General features: G+C 68.7%; 12 protein-coding genes. 2 read left to right on the top strand and 10 right to left on the bottom strand.

Going from position 1 to position 15,353, the window contains the following annotated elements; all coding sequences use genetic code 11:
• Window positions 1-43: 43 nt before the first annotated feature.
• The 6 genes from ACFU5M_RS09000 to ACFU5M_RS09025 all read right to left on the bottom strand — a co-directional run bounded on the left by ACFU5M_RS09000 (window position 44) and on the right by ACFU5M_RS09025 (window position 8,287).
• Window positions 44-706 (bottom strand): DUF6668 family protein, encoded by a 663-nt coding sequence (locus ACFU5M_RS09000; protein WP_379046207.1) that lies wholly within the window; start codon window positions 704-706, stop codon window positions 44-46.
• The gene (locus ACFU5M_RS09005; RefSeq protein ID WP_379046210.1) at window positions 703-1,581 is read right to left on the bottom strand and encodes a MinD/ParA family protein; all 879 of its coding nucleotides are present in this window, start codon (window positions 1,579-1,581) and stop codon (window positions 703-705) included. The genes ACFU5M_RS09000 and ACFU5M_RS09005 overlap by 4 nt, the downstream gene beginning before the upstream one ends.
• A 15-nt stretch (window positions 1,582-1,596) precedes the next feature.
• A complete protein-coding gene (locus ACFU5M_RS09010; RefSeq protein ID WP_379046212.1) occupies window positions 1,597-2,568 on the bottom strand; it encodes a hypothetical protein in 972 nt (323 codons plus the stop codon).
• Between the two features lie 57 nt (window positions 2,569-2,625).
• The gene (locus ACFU5M_RS09015; protein ID WP_379046215.1) at window positions 2,626-4,224 is read right to left on the bottom strand and encodes a cutinase family protein; all 1,599 of its coding nucleotides are present in this window, start codon (window positions 4,222-4,224) and stop codon (window positions 2,626-2,628) included.
• Between the two features lie 297 nt (window positions 4,225-4,521).
• Window positions 4,522-6,930 carry a RelA/SpoT family protein gene (locus ACFU5M_RS09020; protein WP_379046218.1) on the bottom strand — a complete coding sequence of 803 codons (2,409 nt, stop codon included), beginning with the start codon at window positions 6,928-6,930 and terminating at the stop codon, window positions 4,522-4,524.
• Between the two features lie 382 nt (window positions 6,931-7,312).
• Window positions 7,313-8,287 (bottom strand): alkaline phosphatase family protein, encoded by a 975-nt coding sequence (locus tag ACFU5M_RS09025; protein WP_379046221.1) that lies wholly within the window; start codon window positions 8,285-8,287, stop codon window positions 7,313-7,315.
• A 260-nt stretch (window positions 8,288-8,547) separates the two neighbouring features.
• Between ACFU5M_RS09025 and ACFU5M_RS09030 the strand changes: the two genes are divergently transcribed.
• Window positions 8,548-9,330 carry a metallophosphoesterase gene (locus ACFU5M_RS09030; protein WP_379046224.1) on the top strand — a complete coding sequence of 261 codons (783 nt, stop codon included), beginning with the start codon at window positions 8,548-8,550 and terminating at the stop codon, window positions 9,328-9,330.
• On the top strand, window positions 9,327-9,659 hold the full coding sequence (locus ACFU5M_RS09035; RefSeq protein ID WP_379046227.1) for a YnfA family protein: 333 nt from the start codon (window positions 9,327-9,329) through the stop codon (window positions 9,657-9,659). Before ACFU5M_RS09030 ends, ACFU5M_RS09035 begins: the two co-directional genes overlap by 4 nt.
• 287 nt (window positions 9,660-9,946) lie before the next feature.
• On the opposite strand, the gene ACFU5M_RS09040 is transcribed toward ACFU5M_RS09035, so the two are convergent.
• The 4 genes from ACFU5M_RS09040 to secF all read right to left on the bottom strand — a co-directional run bounded on the left by ACFU5M_RS09040 (window position 9,947) and on the right by secF (window position 15,350).
• Window positions 9,947-11,536: an ATP-binding cassette domain-containing protein gene (locus ACFU5M_RS09040; RefSeq protein WP_379046230.1), complete on the bottom strand. Its 1,590-nt coding sequence runs from the start codon at window positions 11,534-11,536 to the stop codon at window positions 9,947-9,949.
• A 237-nt stretch (window positions 11,537-11,773) separates the two neighbouring features.
• Window positions 11,774-12,346, bottom strand: coding sequence for an adenine phosphoribosyltransferase (locus ACFU5M_RS09045; protein ID WP_379046233.1), 573 nt, complete (start codon window positions 12,344-12,346; stop codon window positions 11,774-11,776).
• Between the two features lie 35 nt (window positions 12,347-12,381).
• Window positions 12,382-14,103 carry an ABC transporter substrate-binding protein gene (locus ACFU5M_RS09050; protein ID WP_379046236.1) on the bottom strand — a complete coding sequence of 574 codons (1,722 nt, stop codon included), beginning with the start codon at window positions 14,101-14,103 and terminating at the stop codon, window positions 12,382-12,384.
• Between the two features lie 17 nt (window positions 14,104-14,120).
• Entirely contained in the window at window positions 14,121-15,350 is a 1,230-nt protein-coding gene (secF, locus tag ACFU5M_RS09055; protein ID WP_379046239.1) for a protein translocase subunit SecF, read from the bottom strand.
• Between the last annotated feature and the right edge of the window lie 3 nt (window positions 15,351-15,353).

The raw sequence follows: 15,353 nt of genomic DNA on the forward strand, positions 1-15,353 counted from the left end.
TTTCTCGAATAGTGGGTGGTTGTCGCCGGTTCGATGTGGACGATCACTCATCGGGCGGCTTACGGAGATCCGGGGACCCGCGGTCGTAGCCGGTCTCCTCCAGTGCCGTTCGAGCGGCCGCCACGATGTCGGCGCCGAGCTCCCGGACATCGAGCGGGACTTCCTCCAGCAGATCGAGCTTGCGTTTCCTGGGTGGCTCCGGATCACCGGGCGACCACACCGGCAGCTGCTCCGGTTCGACCAGCGTCCACTCCTCGTACCACGGCACCTGCCACACCTGTCCGGCCAGGGAGCCGACCACGTCGCGGTAGCGCCGGATCTCGGGAGCCATCCGGCCCGGCCGTGCCGCGACGGTGATCAGGCCGAGCACGTCGGAGGGACCGGCGAAACCCGAAAGATGTTGGCGCAGAAGGTCGTGCGCACGGGAGAGGCCGGCGATGGTCTCTCTGGCGACGAGGACGACGAAGGGGCTTTCGCGGTCGAAGACGCCGGGCCAGCGGCGGCCCGAATCCGCCGCGGGCGCAAGCACATGCGCGAGGGTACTGGCTCCGGCTCCCCCGTGCACACCCAGCAGCCAGACCAGCGGCGCACGGCCGATACCCGGTACGGGGCGGTCCCAGATGGCGGCACGGCGGGACTCCGGCGGGGCGATCACACCGGCGGGCGCGGGGTCGGGCTGACGCGGAAAAATCATGGCGGCGGTCATGATGCCACCCCGGCGAGCAAGCGCCCATACGCCCGGCGCGTCTCGGCGGCCAGCGAGGCGTGCCGAACGAGTTCACCACGAGCAAGGTGCGGATCGTAGGGAATCTCCTTGATGTCGCGGACCCACCCGGACAGATGCTCGCGCAAATGATCGGCTACCCGGGAGTCGTCGCCTGGGTACTGATGCGAGACGACGATCGTGGTGTCGCCGACGACGCCGCCGCCGTGCCCTTCTCCGGTATCGCCGAACTGGTCGTCGAGCCATTCCAGGGCGACCCGCAGCCGATTGGCCGCGTCGGTGCGGGCCGGAATGGCAAGCACCAGAGCTACATCCGCGTCATCGAGCAGAGGAAGCAGTTGCCGGGCGGCAATCGGGTGCCCGCCGTCATAGACGGCGGTGTATCCGGCATCGCGCACCGCACGCGCGACCGTGAGATAGGTCGCACGCCTGCGCAGCGGCGCGGCGTCGCGCCAGAGCAGGCCGATGCCGGAAGTCGCGCGCGACAGGCATTCCTTCAGTGGCGCGGGCTCGTCGTCACCGCGTCCGTACAACCAGGATTGCAAGCTGATCGGGTGCAGATGCTCGTCCGCGCCGCGCAGCGCGAGATCGCTGCCCGCCGTGGTGGCGTCCACCGCCACCGTCTGGGTACCGCCCGTGCCGAGTTCACCCGCCAAGCCCAATGCCGTCGTGGTGGTACCCGCACCACCGCACCCGCCGACCACCAGGATCGGCCGCTGCGCCGGATGATCCGCCTCGGAGCCGTCATCCTTGCCGCGCCGCAACCGAACCACCGGAGCCTTGGAACGCACCGGCCGGCTCGACGCCGCGCCCTCCCCGGGCGCTTCGTCGAGCCAGCGGCTCCAGTCCTCTCCCATCGCTTCTGCTCTCCTTTATCCGGCCGCGATACCCGTGATCAGGGTGCGGCCGTCGGACACCGCGGTGGTGACCGTCTGCCTGTTGTACGTGGCGGGCGCGCCGCCGGGCCGATATTCGGTGACCTCAACCGAATACCGGTTGTCACCGACCGTCACGACCCGCACGCAGTGTGTCGTGCCCGCCGGGACCGAGTCGATGCCCCGCTGGATGACCCAGGCCGGCTGGACGTCGGCATCCGGTGCGACGACCGCGCGGGCTCGCTCCCCGGAGCGCTCGACGTAGTACGCGTACTGGAACGACAGCACCACGTCCGGCCCTGAGCCGGTGCCACCCGCTTCCGCGCTGCGCACGATCGCGTCACTGCGTTCGGTCGGGCAGGCGCCGGAACCCACCGCGCGCGGATTGCCGACCGCCTGCGCGCCACCGACGGTGAGCTGCACCGGCACGGACACATGCGAGTCCGTCGGCAGCGCGGCGCGATCGGCCGCGGCGCGCAGCAGGAGCAGCACACCCACGGCCGCGACAGCAATGATCAGCACCGCCGCGATCACGATGAGCAACAACCGGGCCCTGCGCACGGCCGGGTGGTCGCGGGCGGCTTTCCGCAGTGCACGCGACACCGCGGGACGCGGCTGATCGACCGGTTCGGGCTCGTCGTCGTCGGCCCACGGGAACGGCACAGGATCGGGCGGCCGAGGCGGCGCAACGTAGTCGTCGTCGGGACCGGGCGCATGGCCGGTCACCACCCAATCCGACCATCCGCCGGTGAACTCGCTGCGCTGGGCGGGCAGGTCCGCGGGGACCTCCTCGGGCTTGCGCTCCCACGGCTCCTCGTCGTCGCGGATGTAGTCCGGAAAGCGCGAAGGCCCGTCGTCGTCCGCGGGGATGATGACATTCGCCTCATCCGGCTGGTCTTTCTCCGGTGTACCGGTCTCCGGCTCCAAAGCGCCGTACCAGCGGGAAAGCTGTTTGTACGACTTCAACATTCCCCCATTCCCGCAGAGCAGGGCACGCAGTATCGCATCGTCGGACCCTCTCGGCGATCAGTTCGTGGAGAACGGGTAGGCGTCGGGTATGCCGGTTCGATCGGCGGGCGGAATCGATGTCACGCCGCTGGATGAGGCGCCATCGGCTCCCGTCCCGAACGGAAATTGTCCCGTACCGGACGAACTCGGCGTGGGAGACGCGCCGGAGCCGTCCCCGAAGAATCCGGTCGGCTGTTTCTCCAGCACCGGCCGTGGCTCGGTCTTGCCGCCGAAGGCCTCGGCGATGTCGCGGGCCAGCGCCGCGAACCAGTCGGCGACGAACCGAGTGGGCGCGGCGCCGTCGGCCGAGACGGTCGCGGTGCTGTAGCCGGTGTGGCGCTGAACGGTGTCCCAGTAGCGCACCCATGTCGTCGTGTTCAGCAGCTCGCTGTTGTCGGTGATGTTCTGCACCACCGCGTCGAACGCCTGGGTGACCAGCCGGACCCCGGTGGTCGGCGGGATCAGCTGCGGAACGGCGCCGAGCAGCTTTCCGCCCAGCGTCAGCAGGGCCGCGGGCGGATTCGCCAGGCCCGCGGTGGCCAGCTCGGCGATGTTCACCGAGTCGATCACCGTCCGCACCACCGCGATCACCGAGTTCAAGCCGATCATGCCGACCTTCAGCAGCGCCTGCAGCGCGCCGGGCAGATTCAGCGGTGTGCGCGGGTCCGAGGCGTCGGCGAGGCGCTGTGAGATCGACTTCTCCGGCGAGATCGACAGAGTGGCCAGCGAATTGCCCTGAACGTCCTCGTCGAGCACCCGGGTCGCGGTCTTGATCGAGGTGAACGCCAGCGCCTGCGCGATGGACACCAGCGAGGCGATCGGGTCGCCGCCGCTGAGCTTGGATTGACCGGCCACGTTGGCGACCGCCCGCAGGATCGGCGCACCGTCCGGAGCGTCGCAGGCGAGATCGCCCGCCGCGCAGAAACTCGCCACCCGGCCGGTGAGCGCTCCGAAGTTCGCGGCCTTGTCCCGTTCCGGGCCGATACCGCCGCCGGTAGCGGGAGCCTGCGGCAGCGCGGCGATGGATTCCAGCCGGCCTCCGGAGGTTCCCGGCGCCGGGTCGGGTGTCGCCTTGCCCGGCGCGCCGGGAAACAGCGGTGCGCCGGGATTGCGGGTCGGGTCGGCGAACAACGCGACCGCGGCGATCCGCTCGGCGGGCAGGACGCCGCGGCCCTGGCCGATCTCCTGCGCGAACATCGACGCGACGTGCGCGCCCTGCGAGTAGCCGACCACCGCGAAACGAGTGTTCGGGCAGGCGTCGGCGACGGTCTCGGCCATGCTCCGCAAACGGGTGAGACCGCCGGACACCGATTCCCAGTAAGGCACCGCGCCACCGGCTGTCGCCCCGCCGAAGCCGGATTCGTACGGCACATAGGCTCGATCGACCAGACCGGTGTCGGGAGCTTTCGCCATCATCGGCCGGAAAACAGTGGAGAGCATGCCCGTGTCGGTGCTGGGCGCCGCATCCGGCGAGGATTCACCGGTGCCCTGAATCCCCAACGCGTACAACGCGGGACAGGTCGCGAGGCGGATCTGTGTGGAGGGTCCGGCGGGATTCGACGGCTCCGCCGCGGCGACACCGGCGGTCGCCACAGCCACGGCGAGTGCTACCAGCATCCCCGAGAGTCTTGCCGTGTATCCAGTCATAGCGATCCGCAATCAAGTCGTCTGCCGCAGGTACCTCAACGCCATGAAACGCAATAGACGGTAACAGATTCCGGCTATTACTGCCGCATCGGCGGAAAACTTCCGAGACACACCGAAATGAACGCGCCACACCCGTGCGCGTTCCTGGTTTCAGTCCGACAAGTTTCCGATCCTCCGAGCCGAAAGGCAAGCCCGAACACCAGGCGGCGACCGAAACCTCTTGCGGCATGAGCTATTAATACCTACCCGTGGACGATGGGCGGATGGTCAAGCAGCGGAGGTGACGCGGTAGACGTCGTAGACGCCTTCCACGTTGCGCACCACATTAAGCAAGTGCCCCAAGTGTTTCGGGTCGCCCATCTCGAAGGTGAACTTGCTGATCGCCACCCGGTCGCCGTGCGTGGCCACCGACGCGGACAGGATGTTGACCTTCTCGTCGGCCAGCACCTTGGTCACGTCGGACAGCAGCCGCGTGCGATCGAGCGCCTCGATCTGGATGGCGACCAGGAACACCGAGGACGGCGACGGCGCCCAGGACACGTCGATGATCCGTTCGGCCTGCTCCCGCAGCGAGCCCGCGTTCGTGCAGTCGGTGCGGTGCACGCTGACCGCGCCGCCGCGGGTCACGAAGCCCATGATCTCGTCACCGGGCACCGGTGTGCAGCATTTCGCCAGCTTGGCGACGGTGCCCGTGGCGCCGGGGATCAGCACGCCCGCGTCACCGGTGACCCGCTGCCTGCTCGGCGTCGTCGACGGGGTGGAGCGCTCGGCCAGCTCGTTCTCCACGTCGCCGATGCCGCCGAGCTGTGCCATCAGCCGCTGCACCACGTGGTGCGCGGAGACCTGGTGCTCACCGACGGCGGTGTAGAGCGTGGAGATGTCGGTGTAGTGCAGCTCGTGGGCGACCGCGGTCATAGCGTCGACGCTCATCAAACGCTGCAGCGGCAACCCGACGCGGCGGACCTCCTTGGAGATCTGGTCCTTGCCGCTCTCCAACGCCTCCTCGCGCCGCTCTTTGGCGAACCACTGGCGAATCTTGGCCTTGGCACGCGGGGACACCACGAAGTTCTGCCAGTCACGGCTGGGTCCGGCGTTCTGCGCCTTGGAGGTGAACACCTCCACGACCTCGCCGTTCTCCAACTGACGCTCCAGCGCGACCAGGCGCCCGTTCACCCGGGCGCCGATGCACCGGTGGCCCACCTCGGTGTGCACGGCGTAGGCGAAGTCCACCGGCGTCGACTTCTGCGGCAGCGTGATCACGTCACCCTTCGGCGTGAACACGAAGATCTCCGGCGATTTCAGGTCGAAGCGCAGCGACTCCAGGAACTCGGCCGGGTCAGCGGCCTCCCGCTGCCAGTCCAGCAACTGGCGCATCCACGCCATGTCGTCGACCTCGGCGGTGTCGTTGGAGTGCTTGCCGCGGGTCTCCTTGTAGCGCCAGTGCGCGGCGATGCCGAACTCCGCGGTGCGGTGCATGTCCTGGGTGCGGATCTGCACCTCCAGGGGCTTGCCGTCCGGCCCGACCACCGTGGTGTGCAGCGACTGATAGACGCCGTAGCGCGGCTGGGCGATGTAGTCCTTGAACCGGCCCGCCATAGGCTGCCACAGCGAGTGCACCACGCCGACCGCCGCGTAGCAGTCGCGCACCTCGTCGCACAGGATGCGGATGCCGACCAGGTCGTGGATGTCGTCGAAGTCCTTACCTTTGACGATCATCTTCTGGTAGATCGACCAATAGTGCTTCGGGCGGCCCTCGACGATCGCGTTGATCCGGGAGGCGGCCAGCGTGTTGACGATCTCGGCCCGCACCTTCGCCAAGTAGGTGTCGCGCGAGGGCGCGCGGTCGGCGACCAGCCGGACGATCTCGTCGTATTTCTTCGGGTGCAAGATCGCGAAGGCGAGGTCCTCCAGCTCCCACTTCACCGTCGCCATACCGAGGCGGTGGGCGAGCGGAGCGATGACCTCCAGCGTCTCCTTGGCCTTCTTCGCCTGCTTCTCCGGCGGCAGGAAACGCATGGTGCGCATGTTGTGTAGCCGATCGGCCACCTTGATCACCAGCACACGCGGATCGCGCGCCATCGCGATGATCATCTTGCGGATGGTCTCCGCCTCGGCGGCGGCGCCGAGATTGACCTTGTCCAGCTTGGTGACGCCGTCCACCAGGTGGGCGACCTCGGAGCCGAAATCCTGGGTGAGCTGTTCGAGGCTGTAGCCGGTGTCCTCCACCGTGTCGTGCAGCAGCGCGGCCACCAGCGTGGTGGTGTCCATGCCGAGTTCGGCGAGGATGTTGGCAACGGCGAGCGGATGGGTGATGTAGGGGTCACCCGATTTGCGGAACTGATGCTTGTGCCGGTCGTCGGCCACGTCGAACGCGCGCTGCAGCAGCGTCAGGTTCGCTTTCGGGTACAACTCGCGGTGCACGGTGGCCAGCGGCTCGAGCACCGGTTTGACCGCCGCGATACCGCGCTGCCCGGTCATGCGCCGGGCCAAGCGTGCCCGCACCCGGCGCGAGGCCGAGGTCGGGACGGCGGAAGAGGTGCCCGGCTGACGCGGAGGCGTCGCGTTCGCCGGCGCCTGTGGTTGAGCCGACTGTGCGGCGTCGGTGGCACCCGCACCGTTAGGCCGCGGGCCCGACGTCGATTGCTCGACCTTCGCCTCGCCCAGATGCTGAGTCATGCCACCACCTCTCCGCGCCTCGATCGGACCACCCTATCCGACCGGTGCAACCTCCCGGACCACCAACTTTAGTCCGGGCGCAGCACCCACGTCCGCTCTGCCGACCAAGGATGGACACGGGGGTGTCCGGAGGAAGAACCCAGGCGGGCGCGCGGAGGTCCCGGCCACCCGGTACGACCCACACATATCGGACGTCCGCAGCGCGGCGGGCGCGGTAGCCATGCTGTGGCTCGCCGCCGCCGATATAAGGTCCTACCTGCGACGATCAGCGATCGTCCTGCATTCCGGCGAGATTGCCCGACTCCCGGCACCAGGCGCATCCGACGCGCGAGTCCGAGCGATCACCCGCGTTCGGGGCGCGAAATCGGTGCGCGAGTGCCGGTCAGCGGATCGCGGCGGGCAAGGGTTCGGACAATGGTGTCCGGGCCGGTCCGGGTTCAGGGCGCAGCGAGCGACCGTCTAGATCGGCTGCGGGAGCGACGCCCAAGAGGTCGAGCACCGTAGGGGTGATGTCGACCAGGGTCGCTCGGCTACTGGTGGCGCCGGGCCGGAAATCGGGGCCGCGAGCGATGACGAAGTTGGTCGTCTCGTCCTGGGATTGTCCGCCGTGCCCTCCTTTGGGCGTGTGCCCGTGGTCGGCGGTGACGAGTACGGTCCACCGCTCGGTCGGGTGCGCGGCGGCGCGGGCGTCCACGGCGGCGACGATGCGGCCGACCAGAGCGTCGATGCGCGTCACGGCGTCCAGGTAGGCCTGTGCGGCGCCGCCCTCGTCGTGACCGGCGCGGTCGACTTGGTCCAGATGGGTGAACAGCAGGTCGGGCGCGAAATTGCCGATCGCGGCGACCACGGCGTCGGTGGTGGCGGCGTCGGTGCGGGACTCGTCCGGGTCCTCCGGCACGGGCGCGGTGGAGACGACGACGTCGGCGCGCGGGTCGCCGCTGCCGGTCATGGTGGCGATCTGGTCCCAGGTGGCGATGGACTGGGTCTTCGATGCCGGTCGAGCCCGCTCGAGCCGGGTGAATACGGTGGGGTACCGCGTGAACGGCGCGGCAGTGAACTGGTTGTTCGTGATGCCGTGCTTGCGATCCCACACGCCGGTCAGCACGGTCGCCCAGGACGGGCCCGAGATGGTGATGTGCGGAGCGATCGAGGATCGGCTCAACAAGCCTTCCCCGCTCAACCGCAGCAGATTCGGCGCCCGCACCTGCTCGACCTTGCCGTACATCAAACCGTCCAAACCGATCACGACCACTTTGGCCGCCGGAGCCTCCCCCTCGGCGACTCCGGTCGCGGACAGCGGAAGCAAGACGGCCGCCGCGACGGCAACGACTTTCGACAGCAGTTGCGCTCGGCTCATACCGCGACCATGCGGGACCGATGGACACGCGCGATAGCCTGCCGCGACAGTGTTCATGGACGTTTCATCGGAGGCCACACTGCCCGTAGCCTCACTGAACAGGCCCTGAACAAGGAATAGCGGCAAGCTATATCCGAACTTCACGGTCGGTCGCGGCCAGGTGAACGACGAGTTCCGGCTCTGTATGTCGACCGACCACGGCTCACGGCTCACGCGCTGTCGCTTGACACGCCCTTCGCCACTGTGGCTGGCTGACCATCGTGACCGCAGCGCGCACCACCGAATGTCTTCGCGTCGCCGCCGTCGGCGACTTGCATATGCGCGCGGCCGTGGCCGGACGTTTCCGTCCCGATTTCCTCCGCCTTTCCGCGGACGCCGACATCCTCTTGCTGGCAGGCGATCTCACCGATGGCGGCACCCGCGCGGAATCGGATCTGCTCTGCGCCGAACTCGACGGTCTTCCCGTACCGATCGTCGCCGTCCTCGGCAATCACGATCACGATCAACGATCGGGTTACCTGATCGCGGCACAACTCACCGCGTTGGGCGTCCACGTGCTGGACGGCACCGCGATCACGCTCGACATCGAGGGAGTCCGGTTGGGCATCGCCGGAGTCATGGGCGGCAGCGGCGGCTTCCCCGGCCACCCCGGCACACCGGAGGAGGGTTCCGCCGAACACCGCGCCCGCATGCGCCGCGGCCCACTCGACGCCCTTCGCCTCCGCCAGGCACTCGACCTGATCGACTGCGAAACCCGCGTCGCGCTCATGCATTTCGCGCCGGTCATCGACACGTTGGCCGGGGAACCGCCCAAAATCTACGCCGGACTCGGCTGCCATGATCTGGCCGGGGCCCTCGACGCGGGCGGAGCGGTGCTGGCGGTGCACGGACATGCCCACGGTGGAACGGAATTCGGGCGTACCCAGGGTGGCGTGCCGGTCCGCAACGTCTCCTACCCCGTGCTCGGGCGCGCCTACGCCGTCTATGAGGTCGCCCCTGGCTCGCGTCCGATGGATCGCGGGCAAGTACCGTCCCCGCCATGACGGTCGCCCGTTCACTGCTACTGTTCGCCCTCGCCGCGCTCGCCGAAATCGGCGGCGCCTGGCTGGTGTGGCAGGGCTGGCGCGAACAGCGTGGCGTCGTCTGGATCGCCGCGGGCGTCCTCGCCCTCGGCGCCTACGGCTTCGTCGCGACCTTCCAGCCGGACCCGAACTTCGGCCGCATCCTCGCCGCCTACGGGGGCGTCTTCGTCGCGGGCTCGCTGGCCTGGGGCGTGCTGGTGGACAAATTCCGCCCCGATCGCTGGGACTACCTGGGTGCGGCGATCTGCCTCGTCGGCGTCGCGATCATCATGTACGCGCCGCGCCGGTGACCGCGGGGGCAGCGCCTTCGATGGACGTCGACACAACGGACTGCTCCGCGGCCACCCATCCTGCCCGACCCGCCATGGGCGGCGCTGCCCGCCGCGACCGATACGGGCGTGGCAGAAATCCAGGTCCCCCGCACAGCGTTCCCACCTGCGGCTCAGCGGCGAGACCGCGCGGTACGCGCTCGCGCATGCGGCACCGACCGCTGTGCCCCGTCGTGCGAACGCCGCGCAACGCGCGCACGATGCTCGATCGGCGCCGACGATCGGAACCGCCGCGGCCGACGGCGGGGTCAGGTCACCAGCGTCTCAGCCAATCCCTCCGCGGTGAGTTCGAGACGACGAGTCACCCCGATGTCGTCGAGGAAGCGTGGGTCGTGACTGACCACGATCAGCGCGCCCTCGAAGCTCGCCAGTGCCTGGGTCAGGTGCTCCAGGCTGGGCAGGTCGAGATTGTTGGTCGGCTCGTCCAGCAGCAGCAGTCGCGGCGCCGGATCGGCCAGCAGCAGCATGGCCAGCGCCGCGCGCAACCGTTCACCGCCGGACAGCGCCGCGGCCGCGACATCGGCGTCCGCGCCGCGAAACAGGAAGCGGGCCAACTGCGCCCGGATTCGTTCCGCGGACGCGTGCGGCGCCGTCGAGGCGACGTTCTCGAAAACCGATCGCCGCTCGTCGAACACGTCCAGCCGCTGCGGCAGCATCCGCCACGGGACCTTCGGCCCCTCCTGCGCTATGCGCCGCAGCAACGTCGTCTTGCCGACGCCGTTGCGACCGGTCAACGCGATCCGCTCCGGACCGGACACCCGCACCGTCACCGTGGGCCCGCACGCCAGCTCGACCTGATCCAGCTCGATCACGTCCTGGCCGGGATACAGCCGCGTGTCGGGTAACTCCACCCGGATCTCCCGATCGTCGCGCAACAGTTCCTTGGCCTGCTCGAGCTGATCCTTGGCGGTGTCGAGCTTCTCGATGTGGTTGTTGCGCAGCTTGCCCGCGGACACCTGCGCCTGCCGTTTGCGTTCGCCCATCACGATCTTCGGCTCCCGCTTCTGGTCCCACATCTTCTGCCCGTACCGCTGCCTACGGTCCAGTTTGATGCGCGCCTCGACGAGTTCGCGGGCCTGCTTGCGGACATCGCTGCGCGCGTCCCGGATCGCGGCGCGGGCCGCTTCCTGCTCGGCGGCGACGATCCGCTCGTACTCACCGAAATTGCCGCCGAACAACCGCAGTTCGCCGTGGCGCAGCTCCGCGATCGACGTCATCCGCTCGAGGAGTTCACGATCGTGGCTGACCGTGAGCACCGTGCCGGAGAACTGCCCGACCACCTCGTAGAGCCGTGCACGCGCCACCAGGTCCAGGTTGTTCGTCGGTTCGTCCAGTAGCAGCACGTCCGGCTCCGCGAGCAGCTCGGCGACCAGCCCGAGCAGCACCGTCTCGCCGCCGGAGAGGGTGTCTAGCGTGCGATCGAGCTGCTCCACCGAGTCGGCGACGTAGTGCAGACCGAGCCGGGCCAGCAACGCCAATGCCCGCTCCTCGACATCCCAGTGGCTACCGACCAGGTCGAAGTCGGCCTCACTGCCCGCCCCGGATTCGATGCGGTGCAATGCGTTTCGCACCTCCGCGATGCCCAGCACCGCATCCACGCGCTGCCCCGCACCCAGACCGAGGTCTTGGCGCAGATACCCGAGTTGCCCGCTGACCGTGACGGACCCGCGCACGGGCGCGAGCTCCCCCACGATCAACCGCAGCAAAGTGGACTTGCCCGCACCGTTGCCGCCGACCAGGCCGATGTGACCGGGACCGAGGACAGCGTCGAGGCCCTCGAAAACCGGCGTGCCGTCCGGCCAGCCGAAAGTGAGATCGGAAAAAGACAGATTGGTCATGCCGGCTCCTGGAGGTTGCGACGAATGACGGCGCGCGAAGGCGGGCCGCACGAGTGGCTACCTCAAATGAGCAACGGCAGAACTCCGATCAACGGGGATAAGACTTGTCCAGATTAGACACAACTCCGGCGAATGCGCCAGTGCAATTCGGATCACACGTCCGTTTCAGGATGACGCGCGGATGAGGGTCCGCTACGCGCACCCGGCTGCGAATGGCGAGCGGATTCGGGGCATGGCTCAGAGCTGGACGATGGAGGTCAGCGGGTAGTCGCCCTGCCGTGCGCGCCCGCCGAGGAAGCCGAGTTCCAGCACCACCGCGGCGGCGGCCACCTCCGCACCGGCCTGCTTGAAGAGTTCGGCGGCCGCCGCGAGCGTGCCGCCGGTAGCCAGCACATCGTCCAGCAACAGGACGCGACGGCCCGTCAGTTCGATGCCGTCCGCGGGGATCTCCAGCGCGGCCGTGCCGTATTCGAGGCTGTATTCGCGGCTGATCACCGGCGGCGGCAGCTTGCCCGCCTTGCGGATGGCGAGCACGCCGGTGCCGAGGGATGCGGCGACACCGGCGCCGAGCAGAAACCCGCGAGCGTCCACGCCTGCCACCAGATCGGCGTCGGGCGCGCACGCGGCCAGGCAGTCGACCACCGCGCGGAAGCCCTCGGCGTCGGCGAACACCGGGGTGAGATCCGCGAAACGTACTCCGGCCGTGGGGAAATCGTCGTGCCAACGGGTCAAACGGTCGACCACCTCGGCGGCCTTGGTGGTCCGCTCGGCGGTTACGTCCTCGGATTCGATCGCCGCGTGCTTACTCATCGACACCTCTCCATGATCCATCACCCACACCGTCGTCACCGCTCGAGCACCCACCGGTCCATATTCCAGCCGGATCCGGCCTGGGTGGGGGCGGCGATCCCGTTGCGCAGCCCCTTGCCGAAGGCGATCGTGCGCGGAGTGGCGAACAACGGGATGCTCGGCAGCTCCGCCCACAGCAGGTTCTCCGCCTCGGTGAGCAGATTCAGCTGTACAGCCGCGCTGTCGTCGGCCCCGAGCTGATCGGTGATCGCATCGTAACGGCCGTTGCCGAACCGTCCGAAATTGAGCCCGCTACCGGTGCGCAACGCGCTCGTCGCAACCTCTGCCCCGAGCGAGCCCGCCGGACCGGGCGCCGCGCCGGTGCTACCCAGAACCGCGTCGACCTTGCCCTCGGTGAGCCGGGCGGGAGTGAAATCGGGCGAACCGGCGTCCACCACGGTGATGCCCGCCGGTTTGCACGACTCGGCGATCATGGCGACGGTCTGCGCGCGGCGATCGTCCGGGCCCTGGTAACCGATCCGGACGGTGGGGTTCGGCGCACCGGAGGCCGCGACCGCCCTGGTCGCGTTCGCTACGTCGCCGCCGGAGTATTTGTTCGACGCGCCGATGACCGCCGGGTAGAACAAGGAGTCCTGCTGGACGACATGCGCGTTGAGCGGGCCGGAGCCGAGGCCGGTCTTCGGTGCGTCCGCCGCCTTGCCGAGTTTGTCGAACAGCGTCTGGCGCGGCAGGCACAACGCGAACGCACGGCGCGCCTCCACCGAGGCGAATACGCCGCCGGTCGCCAGCACCAGTTGCTCGGCGCCCCGGCCGGGCACGGTCTGTACCGAGAAGCCGTTCAGGTTCAGATCTTTCACCGAATGCGCACCGATGTCGAGTACGCCGACGGCGTTGTCGCCGACCTTCTGTTTCAGGTCGAAGGTCTTGGGCCAGACGACGATTCGCCCGGTCGCCGGTTTGTTGCCCCACCACCGCTCGTTGGCGACCAGCACCAAGCCGTCCTCGCTGCCGAACGACTCGATGCGGTAGGGCCCGGACGAAGGGAACCGCGACAGGTCCAGTCGGCCATCGGCCGCGATGGTCCATCCAGTGTTCCAGAACTCCGCGATCCTGCCGAGAGCGTTCGGGTCGCCGGTCTGCAACGCCGACACGACGTTGGGCACGTTCGCGACTCGGGCCGCGACGTGCGCGGGCACCAGTTCGCCCGCCGTGAACAGGGTGCGCCACGGCAGGTAACGCCGGCCGGGCCGGAACACCACCGTGGCATCCCGCGAACCGGGCTGGCAGTCGACGCGCTCGATGTCGTCGTAGCCGTTGGTGGTCGCGGCGTCGAAGAGCGGAACCGGGCCCCGATCACCAGGTTTGGTGTATCGCCCGCTGCGGGCTGCCCAGGCCAGCACCAAGTCGTCGCACGAGGTCGGCACCCCGTCGGAATACACGCCGTCGGGGTTGAGGCGGTACTGGACGGTCTGCGACTCGCCCGGCACCTCCTTGGCGGTGCCGAAGTCGGTGTCGGCGACCTGCTGGCCGTCCGGACCGGTGTAGAAGAAGCCGGTGAGCACCCGGGAGAACACCGCGGAGGACCCGGAACTCACCCCGAGCGTGCTGCCGCCGTTATAGGTGGCGATGGTGGCATCGGTCGCGTAGCCGATGGAGGGCACCTGGTTCTTGCTGGAGCAGCCGGCCATCAGCCCGGCGGCCAGCGTGCCCGCAGCGAGCGCTCCGATCAGTCGTACCGCACCGCGTGGCTGTCGCATGAAACCCCTGTCTGGTGTCAGTTCCGCCTTTTGTGCCGCTTACCGCTCGGACGCGCACCGGGTCGCGGTGTCTGCCCTGCCGCGCGCTGTGCGCGCGGCGTCTCGTCGAAATCCCGGCCCGAGGCCATGCTCGCCCGGCGCTCGGCCGCGACGCCCGCCCGGGCGCCGGCCGCACCGGCCCGCTTGGCCAGGACCTTCCTGGTGTGCGCCGCCACCGGCCCCCAGCGCTCCTTGATCGAGACCAGCAACGGAGTCGCGAAGAAGATCGAGGAGTAGGTGCCGATCAGCAGACCGACCAGCTGCACCAGCGCCAAGTCCTTGAGCGTGCCCACGCCCAGCATCCAGACCGCGATCACCATCAGGCCGACGATCGGGAGAATACCGATCAAGGCGGTGTTGATCGAGCGCATGAGCGTCTGGTTGACCGCGAGGTTGGCCTGCTCACCGTAGGTGCGCCTGGTCAGGTGCAGGATGCCGTGGGTGTTCTCCTCGACCTTGTCGAACACCACGACCGAGTCGTAGAGCGAGAACCCGAGGATCGTCAGGATGCCGATCACCGTCGCCGGGGTGACCTCGAAGCCGACGAGCGAGTACACGCCCGCGGTGACCGTGACGTCGAAGGCCAGCGCCGCCAACGCCGCGATGGCCATGTGCGTCTCGAACCGGACCGCGATGTAAACGGCGACGAGCACGAGGAACACCGCGAGCGCGATGAGCGCCTTACGGGTGATCTGGCTGCCCCAGGTCTCGCTGACGTCGGAGGTGCTGATCGCGGCCCGGCTCGGGTTGCCTGCTTTGTCCTTCGGCTGGAACTTCGTGAAAAGTGCGTTGTTCAGCGTCTCGACCTGCTGCTGGTCCAGCGCCTCGGAGCGGATCAGCATGGTGGCCGATCCGCCGGTGCCGACGGTCTGGACGGAGACCGGGTCGGTGCCGATGGCGCCGCGGTAGACGTCCTCCACCGCACTGGAGGTCGCGTTCCCCGCCGGGAACTGGATGCGGGAACCGCCCTCGAAGTCGATGCCGAAGTTGAAGCCGCGGAAGATGATGCTGCCCAGCGAGACGAGCACGATCGCGGCGGTGATCAGGTACCACATCCGGCGCTTGCCGATGACGTCGATCGCGCCGGTACCGGTGTAGAGGCGATTGAAGAAGCCGTGCTTGCTCGGCGGCTCGACCGCCGCGAACACGTCGGTAGTCTCCGTGGCGCTCGTCTTGTCGAGCGAGCGGGTGGTATGGCTGTTGGTCATCGC

It is taken from the genome of Nocardia sp. NPDC057455, from assembly GCF_042802775.1.
GTDB lineage: Bacteria > Actinomycetota > Actinomycetes > Mycobacteriales > Mycobacteriaceae > Nocardia.

Coding starts and splice junctions, on each gene's coding strand:
- ACFU5M_RS09000 (WP_379046207.1), bottom strand. CDS start 706: ATGACCGCCGCCATGATTTTTCCGCGTCAGCCCGACCCCGCGCCCGCC.
- ACFU5M_RS09005 (WP_379046210.1), bottom strand. CDS start 1,581: ATGGGAGAGGACTGGAGCCGCTGGCTCGACGAAGCGCCCGGGGAGGGC.
- ACFU5M_RS09010 (WP_379046212.1), bottom strand. CDS start 2,568: ATGTTGAAGTCGTACAAACAGCTTTCCCGCTGGTACGGCGCTTTGGAG.
- ACFU5M_RS09015 (WP_379046215.1), bottom strand. CDS start 4,224: ATGCTGGTAGCACTCGCCGTGGCTGTGGCGACCGCCGGTGTCGCCGCG.
- ACFU5M_RS09020 (WP_379046218.1), bottom strand. CDS start 6,930: ATGACTCAGCATCTGGGCGAGGCGAAGGTCGAGCAATCGACGTCGGGC.
- ACFU5M_RS09025 (WP_379046221.1), bottom strand. CDS start 8,287: ATGAGCCGAGCGCAACTGCTGTCGAAAGTCGTTGCCGTCGCGGCGGCC.
- ACFU5M_RS09035 (WP_379046227.1), top strand. CDS start 9,327: ATGACGGTCGCCCGTTCACTGCTACTGTTCGCCCTCGCCGCGCTCGCC.
- ACFU5M_RS09040 (WP_379046230.1), bottom strand. CDS start 11,536: ATGACCAATCTGTCTTTTTCCGATCTCACTTTCGGCTGGCCGGACGGC.
- ACFU5M_RS09045 (WP_379046233.1), bottom strand. CDS start 12,346: ATGAGTAAGCACGCGGCGATCGAATCCGAGGACGTAACCGCCGAGCGG.
- ACFU5M_RS09050 (WP_379046236.1), bottom strand. CDS start 14,103: ATGCGACAGCCACGCGGTGCGGTACGACTGATCGGAGCGCTCGCTGCG.
- secF (WP_379046239.1), bottom strand. CDS start 15,350: ATGACCAACAGCCATACCACCCGCTCGCTCGACAAGACGAGCGCCACG.